This is a genomic window from Saccharothrix sp. S26, from assembly GCF_021390395.1.
In the GTDB taxonomy this organism is placed as follows: Bacteria; Actinomycetota; Actinomycetes; order Mycobacteriales; family Pseudonocardiaceae; genus Actinosynnema.
This window is the reverse complement of sequence record NZ_JAJUWT010000006.1, coordinates 76181-94589: the sequence shown is the minus strand read 5'-3', so window position 1 is coordinate 94589 and position 18409 is coordinate 76181. Positions and strand designations below refer to the sequence as shown.

General features: G+C 74.0%; 11 protein-coding genes and 1 pseudogene. 7 read left to right on the top strand and 5 right to left on the bottom strand.

What is annotated here, in order from left to right:
* Positions 1-24 precede the first annotated feature (24 nt).
* Positions 25-2133, top strand: a complete 2109-nt coding sequence (locus LZG04_RS11020) for a tetratricopeptide repeat protein (protein ID WP_233815736.1) — start codon at positions 25-27, stop codon at positions 2131-2133.
* Here the strand turns inward: LZG04_RS11020 and LZG04_RS11015 are convergent.
* Complete coding sequence (locus LZG04_RS11015) at positions 2107-3045, bottom strand: ThiF family adenylyltransferase (protein WP_233815735.1); 939 nt, start codon at positions 3043-3045, stop codon at positions 2107-2109. The two genes, LZG04_RS11020 and LZG04_RS11015, sit on opposite strands and share 27 nt — an antisense overlap.
* Positions 3046-3619: 574 nt before the next feature.
* Here LZG04_RS11015 and LZG04_RS11010 point away from each other — a divergent pair.
* A pseudogene (locus LZG04_RS11010) lies at positions 3620-4145 on the top strand (hypothetical protein).
* A 420-nt stretch (positions 4146-4565) separates the two neighbouring features.
* Positions 4566-6278, top strand: coding sequence for a tryptophan 2-C-methyltransferase (gene tsrT / locus LZG04_RS11005; RefSeq protein WP_233815734.1), 1713 nt, complete (start codon positions 4566-4568; stop codon positions 6276-6278).
* Between the two features lie 6 nt (positions 6279-6284).
* Here the strand turns inward: tsrT and LZG04_RS11000 are convergent, their stop codons facing one another.
* The gene (locus tag LZG04_RS11000; RefSeq protein ID WP_233815733.1) at positions 6285-6914 is read right to left on the bottom strand and encodes a LysE family translocator; all 630 of its coding nucleotides are present in this window, start codon (positions 6912-6914) and stop codon (positions 6285-6287) included.
* A 590-nt stretch (positions 6915-7504) separates the two neighbouring features.
* Between LZG04_RS11000 and LZG04_RS10995 the strand changes: the two genes are divergently transcribed.
* The 4 genes from LZG04_RS10995 (at position 7505) to LZG04_RS10980 (ending at position 16231) form a co-directional block, all read left to right on the top strand.
* A complete protein-coding gene (locus LZG04_RS10995) occupies positions 7505-7696 on the top strand; it encodes a hypothetical protein (RefSeq protein WP_233815732.1) in 192 nt (63 codons plus the stop codon).
* 671 nt (positions 7697-8367) lie between these two features.
* Positions 8368-8802, top strand: coding sequence for a MerR family transcriptional regulator (locus LZG04_RS10990; protein WP_233815731.1), 435 nt, complete (start codon positions 8368-8370; stop codon positions 8800-8802).
* A 289-nt stretch (positions 8803-9091) separates the two neighbouring features.
* Complete coding sequence (locus LZG04_RS10985; protein WP_233815730.1) at positions 9092-12352, top strand: BTAD domain-containing putative transcriptional regulator; 3261 nt, start codon at positions 9092-9094, stop codon at positions 12350-12352.
* Between the two features lie 423 nt (positions 12353-12775).
* Complete coding sequence (locus LZG04_RS10980; RefSeq protein WP_233815729.1) at positions 12776-16231, top strand: BTAD domain-containing putative transcriptional regulator; 3456 nt, start codon at positions 12776-12778, stop codon at positions 16229-16231.
* Positions 16232-16340: 109 nt separating this feature from the next.
* Here LZG04_RS10980 and LZG04_RS10975 read toward each other — a convergent pair whose 3' ends face one another.
* From LZG04_RS10975 to LZG04_RS10965, 3 genes are all read right to left on the bottom strand, one after another.
* Positions 16341-16535, bottom strand: a complete 195-nt coding sequence (locus LZG04_RS10975; RefSeq protein ID WP_233815728.1) for a hypothetical protein — start codon at positions 16533-16535, stop codon at positions 16341-16343.
* 1 nt (position 16536) lies between these two features.
* Positions 16537-17157, bottom strand: coding sequence for a response regulator transcription factor (locus tag LZG04_RS10970; RefSeq protein ID WP_233815727.1), 621 nt, complete (start codon positions 17155-17157; stop codon positions 16537-16539).
* A gap of 176 nt (positions 17158-17333) precedes the next feature.
* A complete protein-coding gene (locus LZG04_RS10965; protein WP_233815726.1) occupies positions 17334-18407 on the bottom strand; it encodes an NAD-dependent epimerase/dehydratase family protein in 1074 nt (357 codons plus the stop codon).
* Between the last annotated feature and the right edge of the window lie 2 nt (positions 18408-18409).

Here is an 18409-nt window from a genome sequence, read left to right as displayed (position 1 = left end):
GTTGCGCTCGCAAGACTGTATCCCATGGGGCAGGGCGACGAGGTGCACAACGAGGTCGGCTCGGTCGTCGGGACGGTGGTGCAAGCGGGGACGATCGACCAGATCGTCATGCACCCCGCCGCGCCGCGGCCCCCGGTGCCCCGGCAGCTGCCCGGCCGGGTGCGGGACTTCTCGGGGCGGCAGCGCGAGATCGCCGCGCTGGATCGGGGCCTGCCCGAAGGCGGAGCCGGTCACGGGTCCGCTGTGGTCCAGGTTCTGCACGGGACGGCCGGGGTCGGCAAGTCGACGCTCGCGATCCGGTGGGCCCACCGGGTGCGCCGCGAGTTCCCCGACGGGACGCTGTTCGCGGACCTGCGAGGCTTCGGGCCGGGATCCCCCGCCGTGCCGAGCGTGGTTCTGGCGGGGTTCCTGGCCGCCCTGGGCGTGCCGGACGGTCGGATCCCCGTCGACGTCGACGCGCAGAGTGGGCTGTACCGGTCGCTGCTGGCCGAGCGGAGGGTGCTGGTGCTGCTGGACAACGCGGCGGACGCGGAGCAAGTCCGCCCGCTACTGCCCGCAGGACCCGGCTGCCTGGCGCTGGTCACCAGCCGCAAGGCACTGCACGGGCTCGCGGTGGGCGAGGGCGCCACCCTCGTCCCGGTTGACCTGCTCGACGCCGACGAGGCGTTCGAACTGGTCGCGGGGATCATCGGAGGGGAACGCGCCCACCGCGAGCGCGCGGCTGTTGCCGAACTGGTCGAGGCATGCGCGCGGCTGCCGCTCGCGCTGCGCGTGGCCGCCACCCGCGTGACGTCCAGCGGGTTCATCGACGTGGCCGACGTGGTGCGCGAGATCAGGCGCGGCTTGGCCGCGCTGGAGCGGGGAGGCGACGAGCGCAGCGCGATCACGTCGGTGTTCGACTGGTCATATCGCCGGTTGCCCGCCGCTCCCGCCGGGCTGTTCCGGCTGCTCGGGCTGCACCCGGCCGCGGAGTTCGGGACGCACGCCGCTGCGGCGCTCGTCGGCGGCGGGCTCGACGAGGCGACCGACCTGCTCGGGGTGCTGGCGGACGAGCACTTGGTCGAGCAGGTCGGGCGGCGGCGCTTCCGCGTTCACGACCTGCTCCACGCCTACGCGGCCTCCCTGGCCGCCGGGGATCCGGCGCGCGGCGCGGCGGTGGACCGCCTGCTGAACTGGTACGCGCACGCCGCCGACGCGGCCGACGCACTGCTCTTCCCCGGCCAGCCCCGGCTGGCGCTCCCCCGCGGCCCGCTGGCCACACCGGTGCGCACACGCGCGGAAGCCTGGGAGTGGCTGGCGGTCGAGCACACCACGCTGGTGGCGACCCGGCGGCTCGCGGTGCGGCGCGGGCTGACCACGGCCGTGGTGCTGCTGGCCGGCGCGGCGCGGCACCTGCCACTGGGCAGGCGGGCACTCTGGCGAGACCGCCTCGACGCCGAACACGACGGGCTGCGCGCCGCGCAGGCCGTCGGCGACCACGCGGCGGAGGCGTTCCTGCTGGTCCGGCGGGGCAACACGCACCGGCTGCTGGGTGACTACGACGCCGCGAACACCGACTTCCGCGCGGTGCTGGACCGCGCCGAGAACCCGGAGCGGCGGTGCGAGGCGCTGTGCGGGCTCGGGTCGGACGGCCGGGACCGGGGGCGTCCGGCCGAGGCGCTGGTGCTCTACGAGGCGGCGCTGCCCGTGGCCAGGTCGACCGGGGATGTGCTGGCCGAGGCGACGGTCGTGTGCAACATCGGGCAGCTCAACGCGGCGCTGGGCCGGTTCGGGCAGGCACTGGTCTTCGCGCGGCGCCAGTTGGCGCTGCGCCGCGAGGTGGGCGACGCGCTCGGGGTGGGGTACGCGTGGCACGACGTCGCCGTGGCGCACCAGGGCTTGGGCGAGGACGACGTGGCGATCGAGTCGTGCCTGCGGGCGCTGGCCGCCTACGCCGACGACGACGCGGCCGCCGGGGACCGGGCCGCCTCGCTGGAGACGATGGCGACCTCGCTGATCCGCGTCGGTCGCCCGTCCGATGCGGCGGTGCGCCTATGCCAGGCCGCTGGGCTGTTGTCTGGGCTGGGCGCGCCCAGGGCCGAGGAGCTGCGGCGGTGGGCGGACGGGTTAGCGGCAGGCGGGGCAGCCGGCTGAGGGTGCTTCGACGATCTCGCTGCGCCAGGTGACCAGGTTCAGCCGATACTCGTTGTGGTGCGGCAGCGCGGGCACGCCGGTAAGCAGGCTCAGCGCGAGGTGGGCGACGGTGAGCCCCGCATAGCCCGCGGACACGCTGCTCGCGGCGTGGACGGCGGGCGACTTCCCCGGCCACGCGGTGATCGGTGGCTCGGCGTCCCCGGCGCGGGCGCAGCGGTAGCACGGTCCCGCGCCGGGCAGGTAGGCGCCGACCTGCACCAGCGGCCCGTGGTAGCCGCCGTACGTCCACGGCGTGCCGGTGGCCAGGCACGCCTCGTTGGTCCAGTCCCGGATCGCGGCAGGGGTGTCGGCGGCCATCACGAGCACGTCGTGGTCGGCCGCGAGCCGCCGCAACCGCTCGGGCCCCTCGACGGGAGCGCGCTCGACGGTGATCTCGACGTCGTCGTTGTGGGCGCGCAGCCGGCGTCGGGCGGCGATGACCTTCGGCGTGCCCAGGTCACGGCGGGTGTAGAGGCCCTGGTGGCCTAGGTTGGACCGCTCGACCACGTCCGGGTCGACCAGGTGCAGCCCGCCCACGCCGCAGCGGGTGAGGGCCTGTGCCGCGGCGCAACCGACCCCGCCGACGCCGATCAGGGCCACGCGGGCCTGCCGCACCAACTCCTGGACGTCCCCGCCATCGGGCCTGGGGGTGCGGTCCATGCACCGCCATAGGGCCCGTGTCGTCGCGTACCGCTCATCCAGGGGCTCCCCGGCCCCTACCGCGTCCGCGTCGTAGAGGTGGCCCGCCCGGTAGAGCTCATCGACGGCGTCCCGCACGTCCGACTCCGGGCGCTCGGGGAAGCGGTGAACCAGGGCCGCAGCGACCTGGCCCACCGTCCGCGTGCCGTCGAGCAGCACTAGCAGCGCCCACACCCAGCCATCGGGGTCGGGTATCACGGCTGCGATACCCGGCACGATCCCGCCGATCTGTACCTTGTCCTCCCCGACGAGGAAGGGCGCGTGCTCAGGTTTGACGCAAGGGAACCGCACGGCTCGTCCTCCTCTCAGCTGTTCAGGTCGTTGCGGTTGCAGCGGGTCACCAAGACGGACTCGTCCCGGATGAACCTCAGGACCGTCCGGCGGCCCCCTCCCCTTCCAGCAGACGGCGGGAGGCAGCCCGACGGGCGCGGCTCCTCGTCCCCGGCCGCCGGTTCGTGTCGTGCGTTCCCGTTCATGCGCTCTCCGATCCCCGTGTAGTGGTGGGGCGGAGGCTCCGGATCGACCGGGACGGGATCCGGTACAGGATCTCGGACAGGAACCGGGACAGCCCGTCCTGATCTCCTGGCCACGGCCCGCGAACGCCGTCGGCCAAGACGTCCTGCACCGCCCCAACCACCAGTAGCGGAGCGGCGACGACCATTTCAGAAGGTGACCCGTGAACACTGCAAGTGACACTGATAATGGTGCGGAAGCTGCGGCTGCCAGTCCCAAGGCGCTCCGTCGGGCAATGGTCGACCAACTGCGCGACACGGGTGCCGCGCACAGCGACGCCGTGATTGCCGCCCTGTCAGCGGTACCGCGGCACCCGTTCGCCCCCGGCGAGCCGCTGGACAAGACGTATGCGGCCAAAGGCACGCTGCTGACCAAGTGGAACGAGCAGGGCGAAGCCGTCAGCACGGTTTCGGTCCCGCACACCCGGGCGATGATGCTGGAGCAGGCCGACATCCAGCCGGGCATGCGGATACTGGAGATCGGCTCCGGCAGCCGGGTACCACGCGGTGAACGTGGTGGAGGCGGACGCCGAGCACGGGGTGCCCCGGCACGCGCCGTTCGACCGGATCGTCGTCACCGTCGCCGCGTGGGATCTGCTGGAGGCGTGGTGGGAGCGGCTTGTGGAGGACGGCAGGATCATCGTTCCGCTGCTCATGCGCAGCCTGACGCGGTCGGTGGTGTTCCAGCGAGAACCTGGTCAGCCAGGGCTGCGAGCTGTGCGCCTTCGTGCCGATGCGAGGGCTGGGCGGCACCCGAACTGAACATCCTCTTGCGCGATGATGTGGTGTTGCGGCTGGAACCCGCAGCCGCTTAACGCAGGTCATGGCCCGTGTGCCGACTTTCGGCACCCCACAGCGCGACGGTGCGGCCGGCCTTGAGCAGGCTCGAAGACCTTGCTGCGGAACTCCGGCGGGCAACTCCTTGGCATGGCGACCTCTCCTGGGGGCGATCAGCATGAAGTCAAGTAACCCGACCCCGCGAAACCCGGGGGAACATCAATCCCCTCCCCGTACCGGATCCCGCGTCGGTCGGAATATTTTTACGTTCCCGCCGATCTGGAATGAACGCGTCGATCAAATCGCAACCGCGTCGGCAATTCACTCTTACGGACTCTGACAACAAGAGCCCTGTTGAGTAGCGTGTGCATTGTCGCGAAGACGGAATGCGGGGGATTTTCTGACATGGGACGGGCTCTGGTCACCCTGGTCAACCCGAACAAGATCCGGCCGACCATCACGCCATACGCGCTCGATATCCTGACGACGTCCCTGGAGGAATCGGGGTTCGACGTCGAGGTGATCGACCTGAACTTCCACCGGGACGAGTGGCGGGCGGTGCTGGCCGGGTACTTCGACCACCGCCGCCCCTTGCTGGTCGGCGTCACCGTGCGGAACACCGACACGATCTACCCGCAGGAGCAGAAGGTGTTCGTCGGGGAGCACCGCGAGATCATCACCGAGATCCGGCACCTGACCACCGCGCCGCTGGTGGTGGGCGGGGTCGGGTTCTCGTCGATGCCCTTCGCGCTCGTCGACTACTTCGGCGTGGACTTCGGGGTGAAGGGACCGGGCGAACTGGTCATCTGCCGGCTCGCGGACGTGCTGCTCACCGGCGGCTCGCCGCGGGACGTGCCCGGCCTGATCGTCAACGAGGGCGGCGGTGTGGTCACGCGCGTGCCGGTGTCCGCGGAGTTGCCGACGTTCCCGCTCGCCCACGCCGGGCACGGGGAGAGTCGTGCCTGGCAGGTCAACCGCGACACCGCCTACGCCAGGCGGTCGGGCGTCGAGTACAAGGTGGACAACCTGGCCCACTACCACCACGGTGGCCTGGGCAACATCCTCACCAAGAGCGGGTGCCCCTTCACCTGCGCGCACTGCGTCGAACCCGACGCCAAGGGCAACGGCTTCGCGCGCCGCGCCGTGACCGCGGTGGTGGACGAGGTCGAGGCGCTGACCGCACAGGGCGTGCACGACCTGCACACCACCGACAGCGAATTCAACCTGTCCATCGCCAACAGCAAGGCGGTCCTGCGCGAGATCGCGCGCCGCAAGGACACCGACGCCTCGTCCCCGTTGCACTCGCTGCGCCTGTGGATCTACTCCCAGCCCGCGCCCTTCGACGAGGAGTTCGCCGACCTGCTGGTCGCGGCCGGCTGCCGCGGTGTCAACGTCGCGCCCGACCACGTCCGGGAAGACCTGCTCAGCGGCTGGAAGGTCACCGCCAAGGGCACCAGGTACTACACCTTCGACGACACCGTGCGTGTCGTCGAACTGGCCCGCGAACGCGGGATGCTGACCATGGTCGAGGTGTTGCTGGGCATGCCGGGCGAAACCCTCGACACCCTGCGCGAGTGCATCGACCGCATCATGGCGCTGGACGCCACCGTGGCGGGGTTCACCCTGGGGCTGCGGGCCTTCCCGTACTCACCGCTGGGCATGGACCTGGCCCGGCAGTGCTCGGGCGAGCGCACCGTGCGCGGGCTCCAGTCGAACACCGCCACCCAGCCGATCGTGCTCAGGACAATCGACCAGTGCGCGAGCGTGGTGGAGTACGAACGCCAGTTCCTGTTCGAGCCCTCCGGCGGCTTCCGACCGGTGTACTACTTCTCGCCCCTGCTGCCGGAAGACGAGGAGACGCTGTCCCGGCCGGACGGGCGGTGGCTGAACACCCTGCGGTTCATGTGGGACCACATCCCACAACGGGACCACCCGCGCGTGATGCTGCCGACCGCACCGGGGTTGAGCAGGCATGACAACAACTACGCCGACAACCCGTTCCTGACCAGCATGGTGCAACTGGGGTACCGCGGCGCCTTCTGGTCCCGGTGGCGCGACCGCGACTCGATCATCGAGGAGGCGAGGGCCAAGGGCATCGCGGTACCCGCCGGGACCTGAGCCCTCTCACTCCAACGCGACCCGCACGCCCAGCGCGACCAGCGTCGCACCGAGCAGGGCTTCCTGCGCCTGCCGCGCCCGCGGCGAATCCAGCCACCGCCGCGTTCGACCCAGGCCCACCGCGACCAGCCCCAGCCCGGCGAGGCTGAACAGGACGGCGATCACGGCCAGACCGACCGCGACCGGCACCGCCCTGCCCGGCTCGTCGACGGGCACGAACTGGGGCAGGGCGGCCAGGAAGAACAGCGTGGCCTTGGGATTGGTGAGGTTGGTCATCAACCCCTGGACAGCGGGGGCGCGCCGACCCCACCGCCCGACCTCCCGCTGCGGCCCGGGGGCGGGCACGACCGGCCTGCGTGCCACCCACAGCGACCGCAGCCCCAACAGCACGAGGAACACCGCACCGACCAACCGGACCAGGTCGAACGCGAACTGACTTCTCAGCAACAGTCCCGCCAACCCGATCGCGACGACGAACGCGTGCACGAACAACCCCGCCGCACACCCCACCGCCGTCCACAGTCCCGCGCGCGTGCCACCCCGCAGCGCGTTGCGCACCACGACGGCAGTGTCCAACCCCGGCGTCACCGTGATCAGCAGACACAACCCGAGGTAGGACAGCAGCCCTGACGTCATGCACCCATCATTCTCCCCACTGACGGCCTGGGCCACAGCAGCGCTCCGGGGCCGGACCTCGTCCTGTCTTCCAACCTTGTTCGGACTGTCCGAAGAGGATGGTCGCAGGTAGTCTTCGACGCAGGCTGCGGCCCTTTCATCGCCCTGCCGCGCGGCGACGATGCCCGCCACGAGCGGCTCCCGCATGACCAGGATCGGGGCGTGAGAGGGACGCTGGCCGCCGATGTCCCGCGCCTGCGCGAGCACCCCTCCGCCAGCGTCCGGTCGGCCTCCCCGGGCGGCGCCAAGCGGGTCAGCATGCCCCGAGATCGATGCCCGGTACTGCGTCCACGATCTGGCACAGCCCGTAGAGGTCTGTCGGGAGTGCGTCGGGGCGCCCCGCGCCCGGATATCGAGGGCCAAGTCCTCGGCCGAGCCGGCCTCGGTGAGCCCGCTCGCGAAGCGCGAGAGCAGCGCGGCGGCCAGGTGGTGGGACACGCCGTGAATCTGGTCGTCGGCGCGCCGGCCGAGATCGATACCGTGGCAGTGGTGCACGATGGTGAGGTCGTCGGGGACGCCCGTCGCGTAGCCGCAGCGCACAGCGGGTCGTGATGGAGGGCAAGCGCGACCTCGCCGTGGCCGCGGTGGGACTCGACGGTGGCCAGCGCGTTGACCGTGGTGGCCAGTCGGCGGAGGTCGCGCGCCTGCTCGTACAGCATCCGCGCCTCGCGCAGGTGCTCGACCGCTTTGTCCGGGCGTCCCAGGCGCTTGAGCTGGTTGTGGAGCCACGAGCACCGAAATGAGCCGGACGGAGCAGCGGTCCCGTACGCCGGGCGGAGCCACCGGCCGCCGCGCCGCCGCCGGTTCGCCGCTGCCGTTGCCCTCGGCACGGCTGCTCGACCTCCTGCCGTCCTCCGGCACGCCGATCGCCTGCACCCTGACCGCTGCGTGCCCAGGGATCGGTTTTCGGTGGTCACGCCGACGTGGCGTGGACTTTGGGCGACCGTGCCGCCCGGCGTTGTCGGCGCGACGATCCGCATTCGCGTGAGCCCGACGCGGCGAAACGGCGCGCAATTGTTTCGCGGCACCGACCGACGATCGGCGAACCTCACCGATGCGCCTCCGCGCAGAATAAGACGCGGTCCGTCCCGATCGGAACGCGGAATTGATCCGCACGGCCCGCGGTCGACGCCGGCCGTCCTACCAGGTGGGCGGAACCGCCGATGTGGAGGCCGCGCGTTCGGCGCACGACTTCGGGCTCCCGCACTCCCGGCACCCAGGTCGTGAACGCGTCCCCTGGGTGACCGGGACGCGCCGTAGCTGTGAGGAACGCACCGCTCGGCGCGTGCGAGCACGGTTCACCCGGAACGTCCTGTGAGCGGCGTACTTCCGGTCCGGAGGCGTACCGGCCAAGACGCAGTACCGACAGATCGACGCCGGCGGGTCTGCCGGTCCGACGAACCGGGGGACGATCATGACAGGAGAACTCCCGCCGATCGCCCAAGTGGCCAAGGCATCGGGAGTGGCCTCGTCCGCGCTGCGCTATTACGAGCACGTCGGCCTGCTGGAGGAAGATCCGAAGATCTGCGGCAAAAGGCACTACCCGCACGATGTGCTCGACCGCCGGTCCATGATCCGCACCTGCCGAAACATCGGCTTCAGTCCGACCGAGATCTCCTCGCTGCTGGACGAGGCCGAGGAGTCCGGCGGGCTCCTGGCAGGAGATCGCCGATCACGCCCGCATCGAGCGGGAGATCGAGGAGCGCCAGGCGGGGCTGAAGACGCTGAACTCGACGCCGGCGTGCGGCTGCCGGCAGTTGGTCAAGTGCCCGCACGCGGCCGACTGCCCGCCGATGTGCGCGTCCGACTTGCGACCGACCGCCCGGTTCCCTTGCCGCCATTCCGGTGAACCGCGCCGTCGGCCATCCGACTATTCCACGCTGAACGGAATCTCAGGTTTCCCGAAACTGCCACGAAGATCACTGCAACGATCGGGCCAACGCCGAAGTAACGTCGCGCGACCAGCGAAAAGGGCCCATTGAGACGGACTTCGCGGACATTCTTGCGGCAACGACGCCGTGATAACGTGGCGGACGAGTAGGAACTGAGCACCAGTCGACGCGCGGCGGAGCAGGTACGCCATCTGCGAGAGCACGCCACTCGGCCCCTATTTCCACACGGGGGGTGTCCCGATGTCGATGAGCACGACCGCTTCGCTGGTGGTCAGGTTGCTCGGTCCGGTGCGCGCGTGGCGCAACGGCACCGAGGTCGACGTCGGCACCGCGCGCAGGCGCGCCGTGTTCGCCCTGCTGGCGCTGCGCGCGAACGAGGCGGTCTCCAAGGACGAGCTGGTCGACGGCGTGTGGGGCGACGCGCCGCCCGCGACCGCCGGGGCGAGCCTCTACACCTACGTCTCCGGGCTGCGCCGGGCGCTGGAGCCGGAGCGGTCCAAGCGGTCGGCCGGGGTGGTGCTGACCTCCTCCGGCGCGGGGTACGCGCTGCGCCTGGACCACGACGCGCTGGACGTGCACCGCTTCGACCGGCACCGCGAGCGGGCGGAGGAGCTGGCGCGGCGCGACCCCGAGCGAGCGGTGGCGGAGCTGGACGCCGCGCTGGCGCTGTGGGAGGGCGAGGCGTTCTTCTCCGTGCCGGGCCGGTTCGCCGAGTCCCAGCGGTCGCGGTTGCACGAGCTGCGGTTGGCCGCCGTGGAACGGCGCGCCGAGCTGGGCCTGGTGCTGGGCAAGCACGCCGACGTGGTGGCCGAGCTGTCTGGGCTGGTGGTCGAGCACCCGCTGCGGGAGGGCCTGCGGGCGCTGCTGATGTCCGCGCTGCACCAGGGCAACCGGCAGGCCGAGGCGCTGGAGGTGTTCCGCGACGCCCGGCGCGTGCTGGCGGACGAACTCGGCATCGAGCCCGGCCCGGCCCTGCGGGAGGCCCACCGCAGGGTGTTGGAGGGCGAGGCGGTCCGCCACCAGTCCGTCCCGAGCCCAGCACCCGCCGATCCCCCGCTCCAGGCGGCGGAGCACTTCGTCGGACGACACCGGGAGCTGGACCTGGTGCGGCGAGTGGTGTCCGAAGTGGACGCCGGCCGGGGCGGGGCGCTGTGGCTGGAAGGCGAGCCGGGCATCGGCAAGTCGTCCCTGCTGGCCGCGTCCCTGGCCGGCGCGGACGTCCGCGTCGCCCGTGCCGCGGCCGACGAGCTGGGTGCCCGCTTCCCGCTCCGGGTGGCCCTCGACGCCCTCGCCGTGTCGGTCACGTCGCCGGACCCGCGCCGCGTCGGGCTGGCCCGCGACCTGTCGGCGCCGGCGGGTGACGGCGACCCCGTGCTCGACGCCATCGACCGCCTGGTGGACCTGGTCTGCGAGCTGTGCGCGGAAGCGCCGCTGGTGCTGGCGCTGGACGACTTCCAGTGGGCCGACGAGGCGAGCGTGCTGCTGTGGCACCGGCTGGTGCGCCTGTCGCACCGGATCCCGCTGCTCCTGATCGCGGTGGCGCGGCCGGTGCCGCACCGCGAGGACGTGGCGCGGGTGCGGCGCGCCGTCGTGGAGGCCGGTGACCTGCTCGTCCTGCAACCGCTGGCGGGGGACGAGGTGACCGCCCTGGTGACCGGCCTGGTGGGCGCGCCGCCCGGCCACGGCCTGGACCGGCTCGCCGGGTGCGCGGGCGGCAACCCTCTCTACGTCCGGGAAGTGGTCGACGCGCTGCTGCGCGAGCACGCGGTGGAGGTCCGCGACGGGTTCGCCGAGGCGTCGGTGACGGGCCAGGACGTGCCGTCGTCGTTGGTGGCGGCGCTGACCAGGCGGTTGGCGTTCCTGTCGGCGGAGGCGCTGGACCTGCTGCGCCGGGCGGCGCTGCTGGGCGCCGCGTTCGCGCCCGCTGACGCGGCGGTGGTGGCGGGACAGCCGGTGTCCGAGCTGGTTGCGGTCGTGGAGGAGGCCACGGCGGCCGGGGTGCTGGTCGAGGCGGGCGCGGAGTTCGCCTTCCGGCACCACCTGGTGCACCAGGCCCTCTACCTGGGCACGCCGGCCGCGGTGCGGGCGGCGTTGCACCGCCAGGCCGCCCAGTCGCTCGCCGCGGCCGGGTCGCCGGTCGGGCTGGTGGCGCGGCAGCTCGCCACCGCGCCGACCGCGGTCGACCGCTGGGTGGTGGACTGGCTGGTCGAGCACGCCGCCGCGGTCGCGGCGCGGGACCCGGAGCTGGCCGTGTCGGTGCTGCGGTCGGCCATCGCGCGTCCGGACGTGCCCGCGGGTGACCGGGAACGGCTCGCCGCCGAGCTGGCGCGCCTGGTGTTCCGGCTCGGCCACCGGGCCGAGGCCGACGCCCGCTACGCGCTGGCCCGCGCCCGCGACCACGACCTGGTCGCCGAGGTGCGCTGGGTCTTGGCCGCCTCGCACCACCGCGAGGGTCGCGCCGCCGACGCGGTGGAGGTGCTGCGGGCGGCGGTCGCCGACCACGCCACGCCTCCCGTCTGGCGGGCCCGCCTGGAGGCGTTGACGGCGGTCGTGGTGACCGGTGACGAGGGCGAGGCGGCCGCACGGCGGGCGCTGCGGCTGGCGCGGGAGGTGCGCGACGACTTCGCCGTGGCCCAGGCCCGGCGCGGGCTGTGGCGGGCGGCCACCGCGCGCGGCGACCACGCCGAGGCGTTGCGGCAGGTCGAGGAGGCGTTGGCGGTGCCGGTCGTGCCGGAGGTCCAGTCGGACCTGGTGGGCGACAAGGTGTTCACGCTCCAGCACCTCGACCGGCTGGCCGAGGCGGACGAGCTGCTGCGCGCGACGCGGCCGCACTCCGCCGCCGTCGTCCAGCACTACTGGCGGGGTCGCTGGACGGACGCGGTCGGGCTGGTCGACGCTCACCGGGAGCCGACGCCGGGCCCGTGGCCGCGCGACCGGGGGCCGGCACCTCCCGCGCACGGCGTCGCCGCGCTCGTCGCGGTCCGCCAGGACCGGCCGGACGCGGCGCTGCGGCACCTGCGGGCGGCCGCCGAGCACCGGGACGACTTCCTGGACGACTTCCGCGACGTCGCCGAAGCCCTCCTCGCCGAACGCGCCGGACGGCTGGACGACGCGCTCACCGCGGTCACGGGCCTGCTCGCACCCGACCGCGTGGCGCCCAACCTCCGGTGGCTGCCCCTGCTGTCGCGGCTGGCGTCGCGGGCGGGCGACGGCGACCTGGCGGCCCGCGCCGCCGGTCACGCCGGCCCGGGCGCGGTGGCGTCGCACTGCCGCGGATTGGTGGACCGCGACCCGGCCCTCGTGCTCGACGCGGCGGCGCGGTACCGGGAGGCCGGTCGGCCGGTGGAGTTGGCCGAGGCATTGGACGACGCCGCCGAGCTGCTGGCCGGCCACGGCGACCACACCGCCGCCGACGCGGCCGTGCGGGAGGCCGTGGCGGTGTACCGGGGTTTCGGCGCGGAGCCGGACGCACGCCGGGCTGAAGCCCGGCTGCGCCACGCGGCGTGAGCCGCCTCGACCGGTCGGTGCGCGCGCGGATCGGGGAAGAGGTGCGCGCGGGCCGAGGCCCGGCTGGGCCGCCCCCACCGGGCGGATCGGGAACGGCGGTACGTGCGACCAGCCGAGACCCGGTTGCGCCGCACGGCGCGTCCGCACCCGCCGGGGACGGATCGTGCGTGCGGCAAAGCCGGAACCCGGCTCCGCCGCACGGCGTCGGCCGCCGCCGGGGCGGGGCTGGAACGTGCGGCGGGCCGGAACGCGGCCGCGTCGCGTGGCGCGAGCCGCCCTCGCCGGGGGTGCGGGGCGGAGCGGGGAAGGGGAGGACGTGCGCGTCGGCACCGGGCGACCTCCGGGAACCAGGCGTGCGGACGCGCGCGGTCGTGGGGTGCGGAGGCGTCCCGCGACGTGAGGAGCCTTGGGAGGGCAGGCGAGATGTCGGGGTTGCGGTTGGCCGTGCTGGGGCCGGTGCGCGCTTGGATCGGGGATCGGGAGGTGCCGTTGGGTTCGGCGCGGCCCCGGGCGGTGTTCACGATGCTCGCCTTGCGGGCCGGCGCGGCGGTGCGGCGGAGCGACCTGGTGGCCGGGGTGTGGGGTCAGGACGCGCCGGCCACCGCGGAGGGCAGCGTGCACACCTACGTCTCGTTGCTGCGCAAGGCGTTGGAGCCCGACCGGCCTCGCGGGACGGCGTCGAAGGTGCTGGAGTCGGTGGGGTCCGGCTACCGCCTCCGGTGGGACCCGGACGACTCCGACCTGGCCGACTTCCGGGCGTTGCGGGCGCGGGGGCAGCGGCAGCTGGCCGACGGTGACCCGGACGCGGCGCTCGGCTCGTTCGACGCTGCGCTGGCGTTGTGGCGCGGCGAGGCGCTGGCGGGCCTCACCGGGCCGTTCGCCGAGTCCCGGCGGCGGGAGTTGGCCTCGGAGCGGACCGCCGCGCGCGAGCTGCGCGCCGAGGCGGCCCTGGCGACCGGCACGCACACCGACGTGATCGCCGACCTCGGCGCGCTGGTCGCCGAGGAACCGCTGCGGGAACGGGCGCGCGAGCTGCTGGTGCTGGCACTGCACCGCGGTGGGCGCGGCGCGGAGGCGTTGGAGGTGTTCCGCGACGCCCGCCGGGTGCTGCTGGCCGAGCTGGGCGTGGAGCCGGGGCCGGGGTTGCGCGCGGCGCACCGGCTCGTGCTGGGCGGCACGGGCTCCGCGCCGACTCCCCCGCGCGCCACGCCGCCGTCGTCCGCCGCGCCGTCGTTCGCCGACCGCTTCGCCCCGCACCACGCCGCGCCGGTGGTCCGCGCTTCCGACGAACCCGTGCTGCTGGGCCGGGACGCCGAGCTGGCCGCGGTCTCGCGGGCGGTCGAGGGCCTGGCCGCCGGACGCGGAGGGACGCTGTGGGTCGAGGGCGAGATGGGCATCGGCAAGTCGGCGCTGTTGGCCGCCGCGCTGGCCCGCGCCGGGCTGGCCGGGCACCAGACCGCCCACGCGGTGGCCGACGAGCTGGACAGCCGCTTCCCGCTCCGGCTGGCGCTGGACGCGCTCGGGGTCGATCTCGCCGCCGCCGACCCGCGTCGCGCGGCCGTGGCGCGGGCGCTGCGCGAGCGGCAGCCCGCCGGGTCGATCTTCGGCAACGGCGACCCGGTCGCGGGCGGCGTCGACCGGCTGGTCGACCTGGTGGAGCGGTTGTGCGGGGACGCGCCGCTGGCGCTGGCGCTGGACGACCTCCAGTGGGCCGACGAGAGCAGTACCGAGGTGTGGCGTCGGCTCGGCGGGCTGACCCGGCGGCTGCCGCTGCTGCTGATGGGCGCGGCGCGGCCGGTGCCGCGCCGGGCGGAGGTGGTCCGGCTGCGCCGCGTCGTGGAGTCCGGTGGCGGTGTGGTGCTGGACCTCGCGCCGCTGGGCGACGCGGACGTGGCCGACATCGTCGGGCGGCTGGTGGGCGCGCCGCCCGGTCCGGCGCTGCGCGAGATCGCCGCGCGGGCGGGCGGCAACCCGCTGTACGTGCGGGAGGTCGCGGACGCCCTGCTGCGCGAGCGGCTGGTGGTGGTCGGCGAGGACGTGGCCGAGGTGGGCGAGCACGCGTTCGACCGGGTGCCCGGCTCCCTGGTGTCCGCCGTGGACGGCCGCCTCGACCTGGTCTCCGCGCCCACGCGCGAGGTGCTGCGGTGGGCCGCGCTGCTGGGTGGCGAGTTCTCCGTCGACGGGCTGTCGATCGTGCTGTCCCGGCCGGTGGCGGAGCTGGTGACATCGTTCGAGGAGGCCGCCGCGGCGGGGGTGCTGCGCGACGCCGGGTCGCGCATCGCGTTCCGGCACCCGGTGCTGCGGCAGGCGTTGTACGAACGGACGCCCGCGGCGTTGCGCAACGCCCTGCACCAACAGGCCGCGCAGGCGCTCGCGGACGCCGGCGCGCCGGTCCACCACGTGGCCGAGCAGTTGCTGGCCGCGGCCGGCGACTTCGGCGCGTGGGTGGTGGACTGGCTGCTGGCGCGGGCTCCCGCGCTGGTCTACGAAGCGCCCCTGGTCGCGGTCGAACTGCTGCAACGGGCGTTGCGGTCCACCGCCGTGCCCGAGGAGCAGGCCGCGACGCTGCGGGCGCACCTGAGCAGCGCGCTGTTCCGCATCGGCCGGGACGCCGAGGCCGAGCACCACGCCCGGCGGGCACTGCCGCACCTGCGCGACCCGGACCGGATCGCGGAGGTGCGGTGGACGTCGGCCTACGTGCCGTTCCGCGCGTCGCGGCCGGAGCAGGCGCTCGCGTCGCTGCGGGAGACGCTGGCCGACCCGGTGCTGCCGGGCGCGTGGCGGGCCCGGCTGCTGTCGCTGCTGGCGCTGGTGCAGCGCGCCGGGCTGGACGACCTCGACGCGGCGGCGGCGAGCGCGCGCGAGTCCATCGCGGTCGGGGAACGCGCGGCCGACCCGTTCGCGATCGGCCAGTCTTTGGAGGTGCTGTGGCAGGTCGACGCGGCACGGAGGGACTACGTGAGCGCGCTGGCCTACCTCGACCAGGCGTTGGACATCGTGGGCACCGACTACAGCCTCACGGACCTGAAGCTGGTGCTGCTGGACAACCGGGTGTTCACGCTCCAGTGCCTGGACCGGCTGGACGAGGCGACCGACACGATGCGGCAGGCGTTCGACGCGGCCGGGCACGGCGCGCCCGTGGCGGCGCTCCAGGTGGGCGCGGCCGTGCACCGGTTCTGGCTCGGCGGCTGGGACGAGGCGGTGGGCCGGCTCGACGCGGTGCTCGACGACGACTCCGGGATCAGCGGGTTCGGCCTGCGCGAGGGCGGGTTGATGCTGCTGCACGGCGTCGCCGCGCTGATCGCCGCGCACCGGGACGACGAGGTCACCCTCAAGCGGCACCTGCACGAGGGCCTCGCGCTGTCCCTGGCGACCGCGGCCAACCGGGAGAACAACGACTTCCTGGTCGCGGCGCGGGCCGCCGCGGCGTACCGCAACGGCGACCACGCCGGGTCGATCGAGGTGTGGGGAGGGATCCTCGACACCGAGTACGCCCGGATGATGCTGCGGCACCAGTGGTTGCCCGAGCTGGTCCGGGTGGCGTTGGACTGCGGCGACCGGGCGACCGCGCGTGCCGCGGTCGAGGCCTGCGAGGCGGAGGCGGCCATGGAGTCGACCGCGGCCAGGGCCGCCGCGGCGGCGCGGCGCTGCCGCTGCGTGCTGGAGGAGAACCCGGACGGGCTCACGGACGTCGTCGCGCACTACCGGTCGGTGGGGCGGGTGTTCGAGGCGGCGCAGACGTTGGAGGACCGCGCGGTGTTGCTCTCCCGGGGCAGGCGGGCGGAGGAGGCGGGCGCGGCGCTGCGCGAAGCCGTCGGCATCTACCGCGACCTGGGTGCCGCCTGGGACGTCCGCCGGGCCACCGCCCGCGTCGGCTGACCGCCGACGCGGTTGCCCCTGGACCACCGGCGCGCAGCCGACCGGCGACACGGCTGCCCGCACCGCGAGCGCTCCGTGGTGCCCGGCCGGCTCGTGGCCGGCTGGCGCCTCACCCGCCGGTTGTCGCGGCGGGCTGGTCGTCGGCCGCCGCCGGTGCGCCGATCACGCCGTCCGCCGACATCACCCAGCCCCGGTCCGGCCGTGCGCCGCGCGGCGCGCTCCCGGACCTCAGGCCCCGCCGCACCAGGTCGACCACCCGCCGCAGCTTGGCGCGATCCCGCTCGGCCACCAGTGTCTCGTCCACCTCAGATCATCCCCTTCCGCAGGGCGTAGGCGACCGCGTGCGGCCGGTTGCGCAGGTTGAGCCTGGTGGTCAACCCGTAGAAGACGTTCTTGATCGTGCGCTCGGAGTAGGACAGCCGGCCGGCGATCTCGGCGGTGTCCAGCCCTTCGGCCATCAGCCGCAGCACGTCCGCCTCGCGCGGCGTCAGCTTGGGCACGCTCGCGTCGGGCGACACCAGCTCGCGCTGGAGCCGTTCCACGTGCTTGAGCAGCTCCGCGACCAGGCTGGGCGGCATGACGCCGCCGCCCGACGCGGCCGCCAGGACGCTGCGCAGCACCCGCTCGCCGGTCGCCGCCGCACGGGGCAGGATCGCCACCACCCGGCACTCCACGGCCGCCAGCACGTCGTTCTCGCCGATCTCGTCGAGGACCAGCACCACCGGCGCGCCGACGTCGGCGGCGATCCGCCGCAGGCCGGTCAGCACCTCGGGGCCGATCCGGTCGACCGCGGCCACGACCACGTCGGCCCGCGCCCGCTGGTCCCGGTCCAGGACCACGATCTCGGCCCGCGAGCCGAGGTAGCTGGTCAGCCCAGCCAGGCTCAGGTGATCCGCCGCCTGGACGACGACCCGAACTCGTTCCACCGCTGCCTCCCACAGATCCGGTTCCCCGACACCGAGTCTGCGAGGCGCGACTTCAGGCGCTCTCAAGCGCTTCTACAAGAGTTCTTCATGGGGGCCGAGTGGCGTGAAGAGTGGCGTGAAGACGCCCGACCAGCACTCAACACCGCGGGATGTCGCCCGGTCAAGGGGAATGGAAGTCACGCCTGGACGACCTCCTCCGCCGCGGCCCAGTGCTCGTGCAGGGCCAGCAGCACGTCGTCCAGGCCGTGCGCGGGCGACCAGGCGGGGTAGTCGCGTCGGAACTTGCGGGTGTCGCTGATCCACCACCGCGGGTCGGCGAACCCGGCCTGCGGCGAGTAGTCGAACCGCACCTCCACGCCCGTCAGGTGCTCGTAGCGGGCGATCAGCTCCAGCACCGAGGCGGCGCGCTCGCGGCCGCCGCCCAGGTGGTAGACCTCGCCGGGTCGGGGGTCGAGGTGGAACTGCCACACGGCGTCCACCAGGTCACGCGCGTCGAGCACGTCGCGCACCTGCTTGCCGCCGTGGCCGAGGACCGGGTACGGCGTGCCGCGCACGGCGCTGCGCACCAGGTGGGACACGAAGCCGTGCTCGCGCACGCCCGCCTGCCCCGCGCCGGTGAGGCTGCCGCACCGGAACACGCCCACCCTCATGCCGAGCCGGCGGCCGTACTCCTGGGCGGCGAGGTCGGCGGCCAGCTTCGACACGCCGAGGAACGTGCGGTCCGCGCGGTCCAGCCGCAGCGACTCGTCCACGCCGTGCTCGTGGAAGGGGTGGGACGGGTCCAGCTCCCACCGGGTCGCGGTCTCGACCAGGGGCAGCGCGTCCGGCACGTCGCCGTAGACCTTGACCGTGGACACGTGCGCGAACACCGCCTCGCCGCAGTGCCGCCGGACCGAGTCGAGCACGGTGACCGCGCCCACCGCGTTGACCCCGAAGTCGACCAGGGGCCGCTCGGCGGACCAGGCGCGGCTGGGCTGCCCGGCCGCGTGCACCACCAGTCGCACGTCCGAGCCCCACGTGCGCAGGATCTCGTCCACCGCCGCCTGGTCGCGCACGTCGGCCCGGTGGTGCCGGTAGTTGGGGACGCGCCGGACCTCGGCCAGGCCGCGGGCCACCGACCCGGCCGGGCCGAAGAACTCCTGCCGCATCTCGTTGTCGATGCCGACGACCAGGTCGAACCGCGGCGCGAGCCGCCGCACCGCCTCGCCGCCCACGAGCCCGGCCGAGCCGGTGACCACTGCGATGTCCACGG

Coding starts and splice junctions, on each gene's coding strand:
- LZG04_RS11020 (WP_233815736.1), top strand. CDS start 25: ATGGGGCAGGGCGACGAGGTGCACAACGAGGTCGGCTCGGTCGTCGGG.
- tsrT (WP_233815734.1), top strand. CDS start 4,566: ATGGGACGGGCTCTGGTCACCCTGGTCAACCCGAACAAGATCCGGCCG.
- LZG04_RS11000 (WP_233815733.1), bottom strand. CDS start 6,914: ATGACGTCAGGGCTGCTGTCCTACCTCGGGTTGTGTCTGCTGATCACG.
- LZG04_RS10995 (WP_233815732.1), top strand. CDS start 7,505: ATGGAGGGCAAGCGCGACCTCGCCGTGGCCGCGGTGGGACTCGACGGT.
- LZG04_RS10990 (WP_233815731.1), top strand. CDS start 8,368: ATGACAGGAGAACTCCCGCCGATCGCCCAAGTGGCCAAGGCATCGGGA.
- LZG04_RS10985 (WP_233815730.1), top strand. CDS start 9,092: ATGAGCACGACCGCTTCGCTGGTGGTCAGGTTGCTCGGTCCGGTGCGC.
- LZG04_RS10980 (WP_233815729.1), top strand. CDS start 12,776: ATGTCGGGGTTGCGGTTGGCCGTGCTGGGGCCGGTGCGCGCTTGGATC.